This window comes from Ochrobactrum sp. WV_118_8 (assembly GCF_039631535.1).
GTDB lineage: Bacteria > Pseudomonadota > Alphaproteobacteria > Rhizobiales > Rhizobiaceae > Brucella > Brucella anthropi.
Genome location: NZ_JBDIUZ010000001.1, coordinates 1394238 through 1411359, shown reverse-complemented (window position 1 = coordinate 1411359; position 17122 = coordinate 1394238). Strand labels below are relative to the sequence as shown.

Below are 17122 nucleotides of genomic sequence, written 5' to 3'. Positions count from 1 at the left end.
GATGACGAAATATACAGACCATCTCGGCCGTCCCATTGTCGCCATCACCGGCGCAGGTGTGGTTTCCTCGCTCGGTCAGGGCAAGGAAGACAATTGGGCTGCATTGACCGGCGGAAAATCGGGTATCCATGCCATCACCCGCTTTCCAACCGACAACCTCAATACACGCTTCTCCGGAACTGTCGATTTCCTGGCCGAAAGCGATGTGGGCGCATCGGCGCTCTCCGAAGCGCTGGCCCGGCTCGCAGGTGAGGAAGCCCTTGCCCAGTCCGGTCTTTCGTCTACCGATTTCGGCGGTCCGCTTTTTCTGGCGGCTCCTCCGGTCGAACTGGACTGGAAAAGCCGGTTCGCACTTGATGCGACCGTGAAGAATGAAGGTCCGGCAAGCTATCAGCTCCTGCTGGAAGCATGCCGCCGCGCCCGTCAGAATGAACTCTTCAATACGACCCAGTTCGGCTATATCGCTGAACGCCTGTCGGAAGCTTTTGGCACGCGCGGCCTGCCGATCACGCTTTCGACCGCATGTGCCTCGGGTGCGACTGCGATCCAGCTTGGTGTCGAAGCCATCCGTCGTGGCGAAAGTGATCGGGTTCTTTCCATCGGAACTGACGGCTCCGTCTCTGCCGAAGCCCTGATCCGCTTTTCGCTGCTTTCGGCCCTTTCCACCCAGAACGACAAGCCGGAAAAGGCTTCCAAGCCCTTCTCCAAGGACCGCGACGGCTTTGCCATGTCGGAAGGTTCCGGCGCGCTGGTGATGGAATCACTCGAAAGCGCTGTTGCACGCGGCGCCAAGGTTCTGGGCATTCTGGCCGGTTGCGGCGAAAAGGCCGATGATTTCCACCGCACCCGTTCCAAGCCGGACGCTTCACCTGCCATTGGCACGGTGCGCGCCGCATTGGCCGATGCCGGTCTGACCGAAGAGCAGATTTCCTATATCAACGCCCACGGCACCTCGACGCCGGAAAACGACAAGATGGAATATCTGGCGCTTTCGACCGTATTCGGCGACAAGCTTGCCTCAATCCCGGTTTCCTCCAACAAGTCGATGATCGGCCATACGCTGACCGCTGCGGGTGCAATCGAGGCAGTCTTCTCGCTGCTGACGATCCAGACGGGTACCCTGCCCCCGACCATCAATTATGACAATCCGGACCCGGCTATTCCGCTTGATGTCGTGCCGAATGTAAAGCGTCAGGCGGAAGTTTCTGCCGTGCTTTCCAACTCGTTCGGTTTCGGCGGACAGAATACGAGCCTTGTTTTGGCGGCAAATCCGAATTAATCGGTCCGACAAATACGAATTTTCCCATGATCCCGGACGGTTCGCCGTTTCCGGGATTATGTCTTGAAAAGGATTACTTCATGCGCGCCTTGCAGCTTCTCGACGATCGCCGCCTTGAAATCACCGATATCGCACCGCCGCCTGCCCCCGGCATTGGCGAGGTAACCGTGAAGATCAAGGCCGTTGCGCTCAACCACATCGACGTGTGGGGCTGGCGCGGCATGGCGTTTGCCAAGCGCAAGATGCCGCTGGTTATCGGTGCGGAAGCTTCAGGCGTTGTGGATGCTGTCGGCCCCGGCGTTTCCAATCTCCTGCCCGGTCAGCTCGTCTCGATCTATGGTGCGCGCACCTGTGGTCTTTGCCGCGCCTGCCGCGAAGGCCGTGACAATCTGTGCGAACATGTCGGCGGCGTGCATGGTTTCCATCTCGACGGCTTTGCGTGCGAGGCAGTGAACCTGCCTGCCCGTCTTCTCGTTCCGGCACCTCCCGGTGTGGATGCCATCGGCGCCGCCGTCGCCCCTGTAACCTTCGGTACGGTCGAGCATATGCTGTTCGACAATGCCAAGCTTGAGCCCGGCGAAACCGTACTCGTACAGGCTGGCGGTTCCGGCATCGGTTCAGCCGCCATCCAGCTTGCCAAGAAGATGGGCTGCACGGTCATCACGACAGTCGGTTCCGACGACAAGATCGAGAAGGCCAAGGCACTCGGCGCCGATCACGTCATCAACTACCGGGAAGACCGCTTCGAGGGCGTGGTGCGCAAGCTCACCAAGAAGAAGGGTGTGGACGTGGTGTTCGAGCATGTCGGCGCGGATACCTGGGCCGGTTCGATGCTTTGCATGAAGCGCGGTGCACGTCTCGTCACCTGCGGCTCGACCTCCGGCGTCTCGACCAATATGAACCTGATGCAGCTCTTCCAGCAGCAGCTCAAGATTCTGGGTTCGTTTGGCTGCCGCATGGAAAACATGGCAGACGCCATGCAGAAAATGGCGCGCGGCATCGTGCATCCGGTCATCGACACCGTGGTCGGCTTCAACGATATCGATACGGCGCTGAAGCGCATGGAAGGCCGCGACGTCTTCGGCAAGATCATTCTCGAGATCGACTGAGTCGCCCACGTCCATGATGTTCAAGCTGAAACTTCTGCTCTTCCGCTGGACCCGCAAGCTGAAGCAGTTCAACTACTGGCTCTGGGCGCAGGCCGTCTTTCTGCTGCTTGGCCTGTTGCGCCTTTTTCCGGCGAAGGCTGCAATCAGCTTTTCAGCCAAGGTGGCCCGTCTGATCGGGCCGCTGACGCCGCGCCACAAGGTTGCCACCGATAATCTGCGTCAGGCTTATCCTGAGAAAAGCGACGCGGAAATCGAGGAAATCGCCCGCGAAATGTGGGATTCGATGGCGCGCCTCTTCGCGGAATATATCTTCCTCGATGCTGTTTTCGATTTCGATCCCCATTCGACGAAACCGGGACTGGTCGAAGTGGAAGGCATTCCGATTTTTGAACGCCTGCGCGACGAGAAGAAGCCGCATATCTTCTTTACCGCCCATACCGGCAATTTCGAACTTCTACCAATCTGCGCCGCCACCTTCGGTCTGAACGTTACGGCGCTCTTCCGCCCGCCAAACAATCCCTATATCGCCAACAAGGTTCTGAAAGCCCGTCGCACCAATATGGGCCATCTGGTGCCGTCGAAAGCCGGGGCCGCGTGGTCGCTTGCGCATATCCTCGATGAAGGCGGCAATGTCGGTATGCTGGTGGACCAGAAATTCCGCCGCGGTGTGCCTTCCACCTTCTTCAACCGCCCGGTGAAGACCAATCCACTGTTGGCCAAGCTTGCGCGGCAATATGATTGCGACGTCTATCCGGCACGCTGTATCCGCCTTCCCGGTGGACGCTATCGTCTCGAACTCTATGAGCGCATGGAATTGCCGCGCGACGACAAGGGCGAGATCGATGTTGCCGCAACCGCACAGCTGTTGAACGATACCGTTGAGACGTGGGTGCGCGAATATCCTGGCCAGTGGATGTGGTTCCACAAGCGCTGGGGATAGGATTCTTGCCCCTCATGTGCTAGGGGCTGGCCAAAGTTACGGAGATCACATATGCGCCCCATCGCCATCGCCCCGTCCATTCTTTCCGCCGATTTCGCCCGTCTTGGCGAAGAAGTCGATGCCGTGCTGGAAGCCGGTGCCGACTGGGTGCATATCGACGTCATGGACGGGCATTTTGTGCCGAATATTACTTTCGGCCCGCAGGTGGTGAAGGCGATCCGCCCGCGCACCAAGGCATTCTTCGATGCGCATCTGATGATTGCGCCCTGCGACCCGTATCTGGCACCGTTTGCCGATGCTGGCTGCGATCTCATCACAATTCACGCCGAAGCCGGTCCGCACACGCACCGTTCTCTGCAGTCGATCCGCGCTCTGGGCAAGAAAGCCGGTCTGGCGCTTAACCCGGCAACGCCCGCCGAAGCGCTGACGAACGTCATCGATGATGTCGATCTCGTCCTCGTCATGACCGTCAATCCCGGTTTTGGCGGCCAGAAGTTCATCACGCCGATGCTCGACAAGATCAAGCGCGTCCGCGAAATGGTTGGCGACCGCCCTATCGATATCGAAGTTGACGGCGGTATTACACCGGAAACCGCAGGCTTGGTCGTTGCAGCAGGCGCCAACATTCTCGTGGCCGGTTCTGCCGTTTACAAGGGCAACTCCGTCGAGAGCTACCGCGCCAATATCGACGCCATTCGTGCTGCGGCTGAAGCTGCCCGCAATCGTTAAACTCCCACTTTCTACAGGATGCACCCATGATCTCGCGCTATTCCCGGCCTGAAATGGTCGCCATCTGGTCGCCCGAAACGAAGTTCCGCATCTGGTTCGAGATCGAAGCCTATGCCTGCGAGGCGCTGGCGCAACTCGGCGTCATCCCGAAGGAAGCGGCCAAGACCATCTGGGAAAAGGGTAGCGTGGCGAAGTTCGACGTCGCCCGTATCGACGAAATCGAAGCCGTCACCAAGCATGACGTCATCGCCTTCCTGACCCATCTGGCGGAATTCATCGGCCCGGACAGCCGCTTCGTGCATCAGGGCATGACCTCTTCGGACGTGCTCGACACCACGCTCAACGTCCAGCTCGTACGCGCTGCCGATCTGCTGCTTGCCGACATGGACCGCGTTCTGGAAGCCCTGAAGAAGCGTGCTTTTGAACACAAGGATACGGTCCGCATCGGCCGCAGCCACGGCATCCATGCCGAACCGACGACCATGGGCCTTACCTTTGCGCGTTTCTATGCCGAAATGGCGCGTGGCCGTGCCCGCCTCGTTGCGGCGCGCGAAGAAATCGCAACCGGTGCCATTTCCGGCGCTGTTGGCACGTTCGCCAATATCGACCCACGTGTGGAAGAATATGTCTGCGCCAAGCTCGGCCTCGAAGCAGAGCCGGTTTCGACGCAGGTGATCCCGCGTGACCGCCATGCAATGTTCTTTGCAACGCTCGGCGTCATCGCCTCTTCGATGGAAAACATCGCCATCGAAATCCGCCATATGCAGCGCACGGAAGTTCTGGAAGCGGAAGAATTCTTCTCGCCGGGCCAGAAGGGTTCGTCGGCCATGCCGCACAAGCGCAACCCGGTTCTGACCGAAAACCTGACCGGCCTCGCCCGTCTGGTTCGCATGTCGGTAACGCCTGCGATGGAAAACGTGGCTCTCTGGCACGAACGCGATATTTCGCATTCGAGCGTCGAACGTGCCATTGGCCCGGACACCACCATCACGCTCGACTTCGCGCTCAACCGTCTGGCTGGCGTGATCGAAAAGCTGGTCATCTACCCGGATAACATGCTGAAAAAAATGAACAAGTTCCGCGGTCTGGTGCATTCTCAGCGCGTGCTGCTGGCGCTGACACAGGCTGGCGTATCACGCGAAGACGCCTATCGTCTCGTGCAGCGCAACGCCATGAAGGTCTGGGAACAGGGTGCCGACTTCCTCGAAGAACTGCTCTCCGACGCGGAAGTACGCGCGGCCCTTTCCGAAGAACAGATCCGCGAAAAGTTCGATCTCGGCTACCACACCAAGCATGTAGATACGATTTTCAAGCGCGTCTTCGGTTGAGATTTCGGCTCTGACGGCCTGCAAATCGCGTCTTACTGCGCTTCCGGTGCTCACGTAGTTATTCTATTCGCATGGTCTTGTCCGAAAAGTCTGCAACTTTTCGGGACCATGCGTGAAGCACACTGCGCTCCGGTTCTCGCAAGCCACGATTTTCGGCACGTCATAACCAAAATCTGCGCCCCCCTTTAGAGCGCGTTTCGATCTGATTGAATCAGATCGGCGCTCTAAGTTATTATATTTCAAGCATAATCTTATCGATCCTCGTTTCACTCCGGTCGGATTATGCTCTAATTGGTTCATAATTTGAATCCGAAAAAAGCCCCATGTTTATGAAAACATGGGGTTTTTTACATTCTGGAGATGGGCTGGTTACGCCTTGGTCTTGATCGTATTGACCACGTTGCCCCATGGATCCACGAAGGTGCTGTTGTTACCGCCACGCGTGTCTTCCAGCTCAACCCAGCCGAGGCCGGTCCGATCTTCGTCACGCTTGCCCGCACCGGCACTCTGCCAGGCATTGGCAGCGATATGGTGATGGTAGCGCCCGGTGGACATGAACACAGCCCGGTCACCATAGGTTTGAACGGTTTCAAGGCCGAGTTCGTTATGCCAGAAGGTTTCGGCTTCATGGGCATTGCCGACGCGCAGATGAACGTGACCAACCACGGTGTTTTGCGGTGCGCCGTCCCATTCTCCGCCCTCGCGCTTGATGACATCGAGCAGATTGCTGACATCGAGCGGATCGGTGCTCATGGCAACACGGTCGCCATTCCATTGCCACTCATTATTCGGACGATCTGAATAGATTTCGATACCGTTGCCCTCGGGATCGGTCAGATAGATGGCTTCGCTTACCTTGTGATCCGATGCACCGCTGACCGGCAATTGCTTGTCGATGGCGCGGCGCGACCAGCGCGCAAGGTCGCCACGTGTCGGCAGCAGGAACGCGGTGTGATACAGACCGGCGCTGCGCGGATCGTCCGGCCTGGCCGCCGAAAACTGTTCAATTTCCATCAGTTCGCGGTCGCCGGCGCCGAGTACAATCGACGCGCCGCGACGCGTCATCTCACGCAAGCCGACGACATCGCGATAATATTCAGCCAGTGTTTCGGCATCGCGCGCCTTCAGGCCAACGCGAGCCACACGCATTGGCGTGGTCATTGCGAATGGAAGCGGAGCAACCGTACGTTCGGTTTCGACTGCGGTTGCTCTCAAATGCTGTGTCATGTCGCCCTCCTTCGACGGCATTTCTGCGCGAACAGGAAGAATGTTGGCCATGACAGCAGTCCCGGCAGCGCCGAGGATATTACGTCTGCTGATTGTCATGCCAGTCTCTCCGTCGTGTTTCAAATCTTGCCTAAACATCACCATTTGGGACATGTTTCACAAGATCACGATCAGCGAACAGGCTGTTCATCATTCGCATGCCTTCTATACCAAGCATACAACAAGCACGGCTTGAAGAAGTTACAAAGCCTCTCTAAATGGGAAGCCATGAAAGTCAAAGAAGCAGATATCCTCATCATCCCCGGCTATACCAATTCCGGCCCCGACCACTGGCAGACCCGTTGGGAGAGCAAACTCTCGACGGCGCGGCGCGTCGAGCAGGCCGAGTGGACCAAACCTGTTCGCGAAGACTGGATTGGTGAAGTGGTAAAGGCCGCCAATGCGGCGACCAGGCCGATTGTTCTCGTCGCGCATTCGCTCGGCGTTGCAACTGCAGTTCATGCCTTGCCGCATTTTCAGCACAAGGTGGCTGGAGCCTTTTTCGTGGCGCCTCCGGATGTTTCCAACGACAAGATCCGCCCCAAGCATCTGATGACGTTCGGCCCCTACCCGCGTGAACGTCTGCCATTCCCCACGATCACCGTGGTCAGCCGCAACGATCCCTTCTCCAGCTTTGAAGCTGCCGAAGATGTCGTGAAGGACTGGGGTGCAATGCTGATCGATGCTGGCGAATCCGGGCATATCAACTCGGAATCCGGGCATGGACCGTGGCCGGAAGGCTCGATGGTGTTCGCCGAGTTCATGACGCAACTACAGGCGCCCAAGCATCACTGATGTTTATTCATACAGCATGAAAAAGGCAGGGCATTAGCCCGCCTTTTCTTGTTCAATATCTTGCAATGGAATTAGTCGCGAACCGCTTTGGTCAGCGTTTCTGCTGCGAGCCGGATATAACCGCCATCGTTGCTGAGTGTCAGGAAGCGGAAACCAAGCGGAATGTAGCGACGCGCAAACTCCGGCGAAGGTGAATAAATACCGGCGATCTTTCCTGCCGCAGCGGCCTTGCGGGCAATATTGCCGATAGGTTCCACAATCGCATCCGAATTCGGATTGGCCTCACGCCCGTTGCTCCACGCAATGGAGAAATCCGCAGGGCCGACGAAAACGCCGTCGATGCCGCGAACATCCAGAATGGCATCCAGCGCATCGTAGGCATCGCGCGTTTCAATCATCGCGAAGGCAAGCGTATCGTGATTGGCGGTGGTCAGATAATCGCTGGAACCCGGTGCGCCGTAATCCGCATTGGCCCGGAATACGCCCCATGAGCGTTCGCCCACCGGCGGATATTTCATGGCGGCTGCAAACCTGCGGGCATCCTCGACGGAATTGATCATCGGAGCGATGACCGCCTGCGCACCAAAATCCAGCGCACGGCTTGCCATGTCGAAGCGTCCGACAGGAACGCGCACGACCGGCGGCTTGCCAGCGTTCAGGATAAGGCCAAGAGAGCGAAGAACACTCGCCTCGTCGTGGCCGCCATGCTGCATGTCCAGCGTTACGGCATCGAAGGCGCTATGGGCGAGAATTTCGACCGTCAGGGGTTCGGGAAGGGAGGACCATGCAGAAAGCACTGTTTCCCCGGCGCGAAGGCGCGAAGACAACGACATTCGAATTTCCTTCATTTCAAAAGGATCAGGGCGGAAGTGCTATCTATCCTTCCGCCCCGAACCATCCATCAATCCTGCTTTACCTGGCGGATTGCCTCTTCAAGGAAAGCAAACATCTTCTCACGAATAACTTCGTCTGCAACGCTTACACTTGCGGCATCGAAGTCGGCGCGCACCTTGCGGAAAACATCCTCATCGCCAGCTTCTTCAAAGTCGGCGGCAACGACTTCCTTGGCATAGGCTTCGGCATCCGCATCTTTCTTACCAAGCTGGTCTGCGGCCCAGAGTCCCAGAAGCTTGTTGCGGCGTGCCTCCGCCTTGAAGCGCAGTTCCGCATCAAGCGCGAATTTCTTTTCAAAAGCGTCGCGGCGATCATCCATGCCAGTGGTCATTCATAAAGCTCCCAGACTTACAAGTTAGAAGAGATCGTCATCCGTTCTCTTGCCTAAAGCTGGCAAGGGGAGCAAGATTATACAAGAGCTAAAGACTACTTTCTTGCGACTCATGCATAAACTTGCATCAGAAACAGCGAAAACGGGGGAACGGGCACAAAGCAGGATTGTTAAAAGCCCACAATTGCTATAGGTAGCCCGCGAGAATAGCGGCTTAGAGCCGATCACCATAAATATGGAAATCCGAGAAAAGCCATGAACCGTCGCCGCCGTATTTACGAGGGCAAGGCCAAGATTCTTTATGAAGGCCCTGAACCCGGTACGCTCGTCCAATTTTTCAAAGATGATGCAACCGCTTTCAATGCAAAGAAGCATGAAGTCATCGACGGAAAAGGCGTGCTGAACAACCGCATTTCCGAGCATATTTTCACCCAGCTTAACCGCATTGGCATTCCAACGCACTTCATCCGCCGCCTCAACATGCGTGAGCAGCTGATCAAGGAAGTGGAAATCATTCCGCTTGAAGTGGTTGTGCGCAATGTCGCTGCCGGTTCGCTGGCAAAGCGCCTTGGCCTTGAAGAAGGCACCGTGCTGCCGCGCTCGATCATCGAGTTCTATTACAAGGCCGACGCACTCGACGACCCAATGGTCACCGAAGAGCATATCACGGCTTTCGGCTGGGCAAGCCCGCCGGAAATCGACGACATCATGGCGCTCGCCATTCGCGTCAACGACTTCCTGACCGGCCTGTTCCTCGGCATCGGCATCCAGCTTGTCGATTTCAAGATGGAATGCGGTCGCCTGTGGGAAGGCGACATGATGCGCATCGTCGTCGCCGACGAAATTTCTCCGGACTCTGCGCGTCTTTGGGATATCACCACCAACGACAAGCTCGACAAGGACCGTTTCCGCCGCGACATGGGCGGACTGGTTGAGGCCTATCAGGAAGTGGCTCGCCGTCTCGGCATCATGAACGAGAACGACACGCCGCGCCCGGCTGGCCCTACGCTTGTAAAGTAAAATGATCCGCCCAGCCCGGAAGGGCACGATCCCGGAAAGTCGACACGGTTTTCGGGATCATGCCAAGTTAAGCCTTCCGGGCTGTTTCATTCGTTCTAAAATTGCAGGAACTACAGAGTGATCAAGGCACGCGTCACCGTTACACTGAAAAACGGCGTTCTCGACCCGCAGGGCAAGGCAATCGTCGGCGCGCTCGGCAGCCTCGGTTTTGACGGCGTCAACTCGGCCCGTCAGGGCAAGGTTTTCGACCTCGAACTGAATGGCTCCGACAAGAGCAAGGCCGAAGCCGACCTGAAGGCCATGTGCGAAAAGCTGCTCGCCAACACGGTGATCGAAGACTATTCCATCGCCATCGGCTGACCAGGCAAAGGACAGAGACGCTCATGAAATCCGCAGTCATTCTCCTTCCCGGTCTCAATCGCGATCGCGACATGATCGCAGCACTCACCAAGATCACCGGACAGGCACCGGTGACCGTCTGGCAGACCGATACGAGCATTCCCGACGATGTGGACCTGATCCTGATTCCGGGCGGCTTTTCCTACGGTGACTATCTGCGCTGCGGTGCGATTGCAGCCCGTATGCCGGTGATGCAGGCCGTTCGCGAGAAGGCCGATAAGGGCGTCATGGTCATGGGTGTCTGCAACGGTTTCCAGATCCTCGTCGAAGCCGGGCTTCTGCCGGGTGCATTGATGCGCAATGCTTCGCTGAAGTTCGTCTGCCGCGAAGTAAAGCTCGAAGTAACCAACGCCAACACGTCGTTCACGCGTGGCTATAAGCCGGGCCAGATCATCCGCTGCCCGGTCGCGCATCATGACGGCAATTATTTCGCCGATGCCGAAACGCTGAAGCGTCTCGAAGGCGAAGGCCAAGTTGTGTTCCGCTATGCCGAAGGCACCAATCCGAACGGATCGGTCAACGACATTGCCGGTATCGTCAACGTACGCGGCAATGTGCTCGGCATGATGCCGCATCCGGAAAACCTGATCGAATCCGCGCATGGCGGTGATGACGGTCGGGCGCTCTTCGCTGGCGCGCTGGGCCTCGCTGCATAAGCTGGCACACAGATAAACGGAAAAGGCGGCTCGATTGAAGCCGCCTTTTTTATTGCGCCTGCTCTGACGCCTCAGCTGCAAAACTGCACTGGCAAAGCGTCTATTTTCGTGGCAGCTTGACTTCGGGAGGGTCCTGATCAGGAGGAATCGTCGGGATCGCCCCATATTTGTTTCATGCGCTATCCAGGCAGGAGCGTTCACACTTTTGCTGGAAATGCCTCGCACATTTTAGCGATAACGAATCAGGGGAACTTCATTCATGCAGCTTTATTCCAGACCTCTTTCCCCTTACTCGGCCTTTGTCCGCGGGGTTCTTTACCTGAAGGACCTGTCGTTCAAGCCGATGAACATGCCCTACCCGTTTCCAGCCGATTTCGGCAATATCACACCGCTCCGCCGCGTTCCCGTGCTGATTACCAGTTCCGGAGAAACGCTGTACGAAGGGACGGTGATCGCCGAATATCTCGAGGATCATTTTCCCGAAATATCCGTGCTGCCCGGAACGCCGCGCGAGCGCGCACTTATTCGCCTCCTTGCCCGCGTGACGGAACTGGACGTGCTTGGACCCGCGATGAAGCTTTTCATCCTTTTGAGCAAGCCCGAGCGCGACAATGCAAGCATCGAACGCCTGTTCGAAAAGATGCACACCGGCCTGAAAGTGGTCGAAAGCCGTCTCTCGGACAAAGCCTATGCCACCGGAGACGAACCGACCCTTGCAGATTGCTGGCTGTTGCCGGTGCGTTTTCTGATGGAACCATTGAAGAAACTCTCGGGCAGAGCGGATTTGCTGGACGAGTTCCCGAAGTTTGATGCATATGCCGCCAAGGCAAAACAGCATCCGGTTTTTGAGCGCATCTGGAACGAGATGGATGACGGACTGAAAGCTTTCATGCCGCAACTAGTGGATTGAATTTGACGTTTGAATGCCGACTGAATGAGATGCTGTTTCAAACGTCAAACTCGAAAAATCCACTAGATACATAAAGTTGCTAGTGGTCTTTGCGATTCCGACATTTGCTCGGCGCCTGTATCAGAGGGACGCAAATGTCGGAATCAGACCACTATCCTGACACTGTTTACCCCCACCTCTCATGCGTGCCTTTTGAAGGCACGCACCATCGGAGCCCCTCCTTGAAGACCAAGACTTTCGCTCTTCTGGCCCTCCCGGCCATTGCATTGCTTGCAGCCTGCACTTCCAGCAAGCCCACGGGGCCCATCGCCGTCGACGCCAGCAAGGCGGCACTGCCAACCATGGAGCGCATCGCGCTGGCAGCAAATAGCTGCTGGTTCAAATCCAAGGACAAGGATTTCCGCGGTTACTCACTCGCGCCGGAACTGAATTCCTTCACCGGACGTCCGCGCATTCTGGTCGTGCCCGCCCGTAATCCGGCATTACGTCCGCTGCTCGTCGTGCAGGCGCAAGGCAATCCTGCACGCGTCGAGGCTTTCGGTCCCATGATGCAGGAAAGCCATGGCGGCAGGATCGCCGCCGACGTCAACCGCTGGGCTTCAGGCCAGAGCGGTTGCCAGTAATCAAGGTGTCGCGGAAAGCTGCTTTCCGCGACATACTTCAACGCAAGTGAAAACGCACCTTACGCGCTTCGCGCTCTGCTTCGTCGCGCTGTAGTCCGATATCGCGCAACTGATCGTCGGTCAGTTCGCCGAGGGCGATCCGACTGCGCCGCAGCATCATTCGATAAGACATCCAATTCAGAGCCCTTCCAGCAAAAGTGCGAAGCGTCTGCGCAGGGAAATCAGTCCGCTGGACTGATTTCTTTTCCAGCTTCGATGCGTCGGACAATGCGTAAGAACAAAAAGAGACAACGCGCCGTACATATCCGATCTGCGGTTGGGACGCCGCCATTAGATTGACCTGCAAAGCTTTTGGCAAATCCGTAATGCCATCAGCCACGGGCACAGGAAGAATTGTATCTATTGTCTCGGTCTGCGGTCTAAAGTAAAACATTGGCTCGGTCCATTTCATTGCCAGTTGGGCCAGTTGGGAGCTGGGAAGCAGTCGAGACAAACCTTGTGTTTAGCTCGATGTCTGCATTGTCACCAAGTAGCGCCGAATTGACTCTACAATTGACTTGGCAATAGGTACAATTTATAAGTTGTCACCATGACAAATTGGATTCCAGACCTTGCCGGTAAATCCGGTCCATTTTACCTGCAGCTTGCCGATGCCATCGAAGAAGCCATCGGGAATGGTGGATTGCCAGCGGGTATCAAACTTCCGCCACAGCGCAATCTCGCATTCGACTTGAAGGTGACAATCGGCACAATCGGTCGTGCCTATGCGCTGGCCCATGAACGCGGTCTCGTGACGGGCGAAGTCGGTCGAGGAACTTACGTTCTGGGCGAAGAACCGGCAGACAACGCGCTGACCGCCTCTGGCATTGCCGGTACAAAGCCTGCCGATGTCCCTTCTGGGAAAATACGTTTCGACACGACTGCGGCGCCGGATGTCGGCCAGCATGAAGTTCTGGCCAAAATCAATGCCGACATTCATCGGGATTTTCCGCAGGATATTGCGAGCTATTCGCGCTATTTTCCGCAGCACTGGCTGGAAGCCGGACGAAAATGGCTTTCGCGAGCCGACTGGCGACCAGATCTTGACAGCATTGTCGTTACCAATGGGGCGCAGGCTGCGAGCATCGCCATCATCACGGCCTTCACGAATCCGGGCGATCGCATCCTGTTCGAAAATCTGACCTATGCGCAGATCAGCCGCTCCGTGCGCCTTCTCGGGCGCCGTACCATTCAGGCCGGTCTGGATGAATACGGTCTGATCCCGGAAGAATTCGAACGAGCCTGCCGCCAGCAGCATCCGACCCTCGCCTTTTTGATGCCGACGCTGCACAATCCTACCCTGTCCGTCATGCCGGAAGAACGCCGTCGTGCAATCGCCGACATCGCAAGGCGTTACAATGTCTGGCTTATCGAAGACGATATCTATGGCATCATGTGCGACAGCCAGATTCCACCCTTGGCAAGCTTTGCGCCTGAACGAACATTCGTCGTCTCCGGTCTGTCAAAGGCCGTTGCCGCAGGCATACGCAGCGGATGGGTCGCCTGCCCTGCGCATTGCGCCCAACGCGTGAAGGTAACGCACAAGATGGTCACAGGCGGCGCAGCATTCCTGCTCGCTGAAACCGGCGCTCAGCTTGTGTTGTCCGGCGAGGCAGACGCCATTCACAGCAAATGCCGCGAAGAAACGGGCATTCGCGAAAAGATGGCGCGAGAAATCTTCGACGGTTTCGATTTCGTATCCCGTCCGACAGTTCCATTTCTTTGGATGGGACTGCCCGAGCCGTGGCTTTCGGGCACGTTCAAGGCCGCCGCCTATGAAAGCGGAATCCTGATCGATGATGAAGATGAGTTCAAGGCCGGTCGTGTCGATCAGATTTATCACAGGGTCCGCGTTGCCTTCTCGTCTCCGGCTGATCGCAGTGTCGTCGAAAACAGTTTTCTGACACTCCGTCGCCTGCTTGAAAACGAACAGGCAGGATATGAAGGGAGTGTCTGACCGCGTGCGCTTGCGTGCGATTATTATGGATATTCGATGAAGGGTTGGAAAAGCGGTATTTTCCTGTCGCACTTCGTGAAAACATAGGTTAAAGAGGCGCCTTGAAACCTTAGGCGACCGTCCCTTAGGCACAGGGCGTCGGACGCCGCAGCCTGCGACGGGGTTCCCCATTTCCATGACTATTTCCAATACGCGAGACATCACGCCGGAATTGATCGAAGCGCATGGTCTTAAGCCGGACGAGTATCAGCGCATTCTTGATCTGATCGGACGCGAGCCCACCTTCACAGAGCTCGGGATTTTCTCGGCGATGTGGAACGAGCATTGCTCCTACAAATCCTCCAAGAAATGGCTTCGCACGCTTCCGACAACCGGACCGCGCGTTATTCAGGGCCCTGGCGAAAACGCAGGCGTGGTGGACATCGGCGATGGCGATTGCGTCGTCTTCAAGATGGAAAGCCACAACCATCCGTCCTACATCGAGCCCTATCAGGGTGCAGCGACCGGCGTTGGCGGCATTTTGCGCGACGTGTTCACCATGGGCGCGCGTCCCGTTGCAGCAATGAATGCGCTCCGATTTGGCGAACCCGATCATCCGAAGACCCGTCACCTGGTATCCGGCGTCGTGTCGGGCGTCGGCGGCTATGGCAATGCCTTCGGCGTGCCGACCGTTGGTGGCGAAGTGAACTTCGACAAGCGCTATAACGGCAATATCCTCGTCAATGCCTTTGCTGCCGGTCTTGCCAGGCATGATGGCATCTTCCTGTCGGAAGCCAAGGGCGTAGGCCTGCCAGTTGTCTATCTGGGTGCCAAGACGGGCCGCGACGGTGTCGGTGGCGCGACCATGGCATCGGCTGAATTCGACGAGTCGATTGAAGAAAAGCGCCCTACCGTTCAGGTCGGCGATCCATTTACCGAAAAGTGCCTGCTCGAAGCCTGCCTTGAGCTGATGGCCTCCGGCGCGGTTATCGCCATTCAGGATATGGGTGCGGCTGGCCTCACCTGTTCGGCTGTCGAAATGGGCGCCAAGGGTGACCTCGGTATCGAACTCATTCTCGATCATGTTCCGGTGCGCGAAGAGAACATGACCGCCTATGAAATGATGCTGTCGGAAAGCCAGGAGCGCATGCTCATGGTTCTGAAGCCGGAAAAGGAAGCGGAAGCGCAGGCGATCTTCCGCAAATGGGGTCTCGACTTCGCCATCGTTGGCAAGACGACTGACGATCTTCGTTTCCGCGTCATTCATCAGGGCGAAGAAGTCGCCAACCTGCCGATCAAGGATCTGGGCGACGAAGCGCCGGAATATGATCGTCCGTGGATGGAGCCAGGCAAGCACGCGCCGCTTCCCGCGAGCAATGTGCCGCAAGTGGAAGATTACTCCACTGCCCTTCTCAAGCTGATTGGCTCGCCTGATCTTTCATCCCGTCGCTGGGTCTATGAACAGTACGATACACTCATTCAGGGCAACTCGTTGCAGGTTCCGGGCGGCGATGCCGGTGTGATCCGCGTTGAGGGCCATGACACCAAGGCTCTCGCCTTCTCATCCGACGTGACCCCGCGCTATTGCGAAGCCGATCCATTCGAGGGTGGCAAGCAGGCCGTGGCCGAATGCTGGCGCAACATCACAGCGACTGGCGCTGAGCCGCTGGCATCGACCGACAACCTGAACTTCGGCAATCCTGAAAAGCCGGAAATCATGGGCCAGCTCGTCAAGGCCATCGAAGGCATCGGTGAAGCCTGCCGTGCGCTCGATTTCCCGATCGTTTCGGGCAATGTCTCGCTCTATAACGAAACCAACGGTCAGGCCATTCTGCCAACGCCGACCATTGCCGGCGTTGGCCTCATCCCGGACTGGACACAAACCGCCAAGATCGGTGGCATGCAGGATGGTGACACGCTGGTTCTGCTTGGTGGCGATGGCACACATCTTGGCCAATCGGTTTACCTGCGCGATCTGTTCGACCGTGCCGATGGCCCCGCCCCGACAGTCGATCTGGCACTTGAAAAGCGTAACGGCGAGTTCGTCCGCTCGGCCATCCGCAACGGTCAGGTCACGGCATGTCATGACCTCTCCGATGGCGGCCTGGCGAGCGCCGTCGCGGAAATGGCGATCAAGTCCGGTAAGGGTGCAGAGCTCGATGCCGGTGACGGTCTGCCGCACGCAGTTCTTTTCGGTGAAGATCAGGCGCGCTATGTCGTCGCGGCTACGGCGGAAATGGCAAAGCTCATTGCCCTCAATGCTGAAGGCGCAGGCGTTCCGTTCCGCGTGCTCGGCACGGTTGGCGGCGACAGCCTGAAGATCGGCAACGTCGTCGATGTCAGCGTTGCCGATCTCACTGACGCCTTTGAAGGCTGGTTCCCGGGCTTCATGAGTGGCGAACCGGTCAGCGATAACTGACCTGGTTTCACATCGTTGATTTCTTTTACCGCCCGGATGGAAAGCCTGTCCGGGCGGTTTGCTTGTCGGCTATTTAAGCGTTAGACAGATGTTAGTTGACGTTCCACGATGGTGCGTTACGATTCGATAAAATGAGAAGAAGAAGCCGGAAACGGCGGGAGATTTTGCATGGCTATGGACGCACATGAGATCGAAAAACTGATACGCGAGGGGATTCCCGACGCAAAGGTGACGATCCGCGACCTTGCCGGAGACGGAGACCATTATGCCGCCGAGGTTGTCGCGGAAAGTTTCCGCGGCAAGTCCCGCGTGCAGCAGCACCAGATGGTCTATGATGCGCTGAAGGGTAATATGGGCGGCGTGCTGCACGCACTCGCCCTGCAGACCAGCGTACCGGAATAACGGAAGGCCGTTCTGGGGGAGCCCCATTTCGAGGAGCAAATCCTGCT

General features: G+C 57.2%; 18 protein-coding genes. 14 read left to right on the top strand and 4 right to left on the bottom strand.

Going from position 1 to position 17122, the window contains the following annotated elements; translation table 11 throughout:
• Position 1 precedes the first annotated feature (1 nt).
• The 5 genes from ABDF71_RS06815 (at position 2) to purB (ending at position 5385) form a co-directional block, all read left to right on the top strand.
• Positions 2 to 1279, top strand: coding sequence for a beta-ketoacyl-ACP synthase (locus tag ABDF71_RS06815; RefSeq protein WP_151616357.1), 1278 nt, complete (start codon positions 2 to 4; stop codon positions 1277 to 1279).
• An 80-nt stretch (positions 1280 to 1359) separates the two neighbouring features.
• Positions 1360 to 2388 carry a zinc-binding dehydrogenase gene (locus tag ABDF71_RS06810; RefSeq protein ID WP_010661217.1) on the top strand — a complete coding sequence of 343 codons (1029 nt, stop codon included), beginning with the start codon at positions 1360 to 1362 and terminating at the stop codon, positions 2386 to 2388.
• 13 nt (positions 2389 to 2401) lie between these two features.
• Complete coding sequence (locus ABDF71_RS06805) at positions 2402 to 3328, top strand: lipid A biosynthesis lauroyl acyltransferase (protein ID WP_029924994.1); 927 nt, start codon at positions 2402 to 2404, stop codon at positions 3326 to 3328.
• A gap of 51 nt (positions 3329 to 3379) precedes the next feature.
• The gene (gene rpe / locus ABDF71_RS06800) at positions 3380 to 4057 is read left to right on the top strand and encodes a ribulose-phosphate 3-epimerase (protein WP_500061416.1); all 678 of its coding nucleotides are present in this window, start codon (positions 3380 to 3382) and stop codon (positions 4055 to 4057) included.
• Between the two features lie 26 nt (positions 4058 to 4083).
• The gene (gene purB / locus ABDF71_RS06795; RefSeq protein ID WP_500061415.1) at positions 4084 to 5385 is read left to right on the top strand and encodes an adenylosuccinate lyase; all 1302 of its coding nucleotides are present in this window, start codon (positions 4084 to 4086) and stop codon (positions 5383 to 5385) included.
• Between the two features lie 369 nt (positions 5386 to 5754).
• Here the strand turns inward: purB and ABDF71_RS06790 are convergent, their stop codons facing one another.
• Positions 5755 to 6711 (bottom strand): VOC family protein, encoded by a 957-nt coding sequence (locus ABDF71_RS06790; protein WP_012092236.1) that lies wholly within the window; start codon positions 6709 to 6711, stop codon positions 5755 to 5757.
• 168 nt (positions 6712 to 6879) lie between these two features.
• On the opposite strand from ABDF71_RS06790, the gene ABDF71_RS06785 reads away from it, so the two are divergent.
• The gene (locus ABDF71_RS06785) at positions 6880 to 7446 is read left to right on the top strand and encodes an alpha/beta hydrolase (RefSeq protein WP_151616354.1); all 567 of its coding nucleotides are present in this window, start codon (positions 6880 to 6882) and stop codon (positions 7444 to 7446) included.
• A gap of 71 nt (positions 7447 to 7517) precedes the next feature.
• Here ABDF71_RS06785 and ABDF71_RS06780 read toward each other — a convergent pair whose 3' ends face one another.
• Positions 7518 to 8285, bottom strand: coding sequence for an HpcH/HpaI aldolase family protein (locus ABDF71_RS06780; protein WP_500061659.1), 768 nt, complete (start codon positions 8283 to 8285; stop codon positions 7518 to 7520).
• A gap of 62 nt (positions 8286 to 8347) precedes the next feature.
• Positions 8348 to 8671 carry a DUF1476 domain-containing protein gene (locus ABDF71_RS06775; RefSeq protein ID WP_010661210.1) on the bottom strand — a complete coding sequence of 108 codons (324 nt, stop codon included), beginning with the start codon at positions 8669 to 8671 and terminating at the stop codon, positions 8348 to 8350.
• Between the two features lie 255 nt (positions 8672 to 8926).
• Between ABDF71_RS06775 and purC the strand changes: the two genes are divergently transcribed.
• From purC to ABDF71_RS06750, 5 genes are all read left to right on the top strand, one after another.
• Positions 8927 to 9691 carry a phosphoribosylaminoimidazolesuccinocarboxamide synthase gene (gene purC, locus ABDF71_RS06770; protein ID WP_010661209.1) on the top strand — a complete coding sequence of 255 codons (765 nt, stop codon included), beginning with the start codon at positions 8927 to 8929 and terminating at the stop codon, positions 9689 to 9691.
• Between the two features lie 117 nt (positions 9692 to 9808).
• Complete coding sequence (gene purS / locus ABDF71_RS06765; protein ID WP_010661208.1) at positions 9809 to 10051, top strand: phosphoribosylformylglycinamidine synthase subunit PurS; 243 nt, start codon at positions 9809 to 9811, stop codon at positions 10049 to 10051.
• 23 nt (positions 10052 to 10074) lie between these two features.
• Entirely contained in the window at positions 10075 to 10746 is a 672-nt protein-coding gene (purQ, locus tag ABDF71_RS06760; protein ID WP_012092238.1) for a phosphoribosylformylglycinamidine synthase subunit PurQ, read from the top strand.
• 259 nt (positions 10747 to 11005) lie between these two features.
• Positions 11006 to 11656, top strand: coding sequence for a glutathione S-transferase family protein (locus tag ABDF71_RS06755; RefSeq protein ID WP_012092239.1), 651 nt, complete (start codon positions 11006 to 11008; stop codon positions 11654 to 11656).
• Positions 11657 to 11877: 221 nt separating this feature from the next.
• The gene (locus ABDF71_RS06750) at positions 11878 to 12279 is read left to right on the top strand and encodes a hypothetical protein (protein WP_012092240.1); all 402 of its coding nucleotides are present in this window, start codon (positions 11878 to 11880) and stop codon (positions 12277 to 12279) included.
• Between the two features lie 37 nt (positions 12280 to 12316).
• Here the strand turns inward: ABDF71_RS06750 and ABDF71_RS06745 are convergent, their stop codons facing one another.
• Entirely contained in the window at positions 12317 to 12730 is a 414-nt protein-coding gene (locus ABDF71_RS06745) for a DUF1127 domain-containing protein (protein ID WP_012092241.1), read from the bottom strand.
• Between the two features lie 138 nt (positions 12731 to 12868).
• Between ABDF71_RS06745 and ABDF71_RS06740 the strand changes: the two genes are divergently transcribed.
• From ABDF71_RS06740 to ABDF71_RS06730, 3 genes are all read left to right on the top strand, one after another.
• Entirely contained in the window at positions 12869 to 14275 is a 1407-nt protein-coding gene (locus tag ABDF71_RS06740; protein ID WP_151616353.1) for an aminotransferase-like domain-containing protein, read from the top strand.
• Between the two features lie 175 nt (positions 14276 to 14450).
• Entirely contained in the window at positions 14451 to 16673 is a 2223-nt protein-coding gene (purL, locus tag ABDF71_RS06735) for a phosphoribosylformylglycinamidine synthase subunit PurL (protein WP_151616352.1), read from the top strand.
• A gap of 168 nt (positions 16674 to 16841) precedes the next feature.
• Positions 16842 to 17075, top strand: coding sequence for a BolA/IbaG family iron-sulfur metabolism protein (locus tag ABDF71_RS06730; RefSeq protein WP_006466620.1), 234 nt, complete (start codon positions 16842 to 16844; stop codon positions 17073 to 17075).
• Positions 17076 to 17122: the final 47 nt, after the last annotated feature.

What these genes read in the sequence shown, in the direction of transcription:
- purL (WP_151616352.1), top strand. Translation starts at nt 14,451, where the DNA reads ATGACTATTTCCAATACGCGAGACATCACGCCGGAATTGATCGAAGCG.
- ABDF71_RS06790 (WP_012092236.1), bottom strand. Translation starts at nt 6,711, where the DNA reads ATGACAATCAGCAGACGTAATATCCTCGGCGCTGCCGGGACTGCTGTC.
- ABDF71_RS06775 (WP_010661210.1), bottom strand. Translation starts at nt 8,671, where the DNA reads ATGACCACTGGCATGGATGATCGCCGCGACGCTTTTGAAAAGAAATTC.
- ABDF71_RS06815 (WP_151616357.1), top strand. Translation starts at nt 2, where the DNA reads ATGACGAAATATACAGACCATCTCGGCCGTCCCATTGTCGCCATCACC.
- ABDF71_RS06755 (WP_012092239.1), top strand. Translation starts at nt 11,006, where the DNA reads ATGCAGCTTTATTCCAGACCTCTTTCCCCTTACTCGGCCTTTGTCCGC.
- rpe (WP_500061416.1), top strand. Translation starts at nt 3,380, where the DNA reads ATGCGCCCCATCGCCATCGCCCCGTCCATTCTTTCCGCCGATTTCGCC.
- purC (WP_010661209.1), top strand. Translation starts at nt 8,927, where the DNA reads ATGAACCGTCGCCGCCGTATTTACGAGGGCAAGGCCAAGATTCTTTAT.
- ABDF71_RS06810 (WP_010661217.1), top strand. Translation starts at nt 1,360, where the DNA reads ATGCGCGCCTTGCAGCTTCTCGACGATCGCCGCCTTGAAATCACCGAT.
- purQ (WP_012092238.1), top strand. Translation starts at nt 10,075, where the DNA reads ATGAAATCCGCAGTCATTCTCCTTCCCGGTCTCAATCGCGATCGCGAC.
- ABDF71_RS06785 (WP_151616354.1), top strand. Translation starts at nt 6,880, where the DNA reads ATGAAAGTCAAAGAAGCAGATATCCTCATCATCCCCGGCTATACCAAT.
- ABDF71_RS06730 (WP_006466620.1), top strand. Translation starts at nt 16,842, where the DNA reads ATGGCTATGGACGCACATGAGATCGAAAAACTGATACGCGAGGGGATT.
- purB (WP_500061415.1), top strand. Translation starts at nt 4,084, where the DNA reads ATGATCTCGCGCTATTCCCGGCCTGAAATGGTCGCCATCTGGTCGCCC.
- ABDF71_RS06745 (WP_012092241.1), bottom strand. Translation starts at nt 12,730, where the DNA reads ATGAAATGGACCGAGCCAATGTTTTACTTTAGACCGCAGACCGAGACA.
- ABDF71_RS06740 (WP_151616353.1), top strand. Translation starts at nt 12,869, where the DNA reads ATGACAAATTGGATTCCAGACCTTGCCGGTAAATCCGGTCCATTTTAC.
- ABDF71_RS06805 (WP_029924994.1), top strand. Translation starts at nt 2,402, where the DNA reads ATGATGTTCAAGCTGAAACTTCTGCTCTTCCGCTGGACCCGCAAGCTG.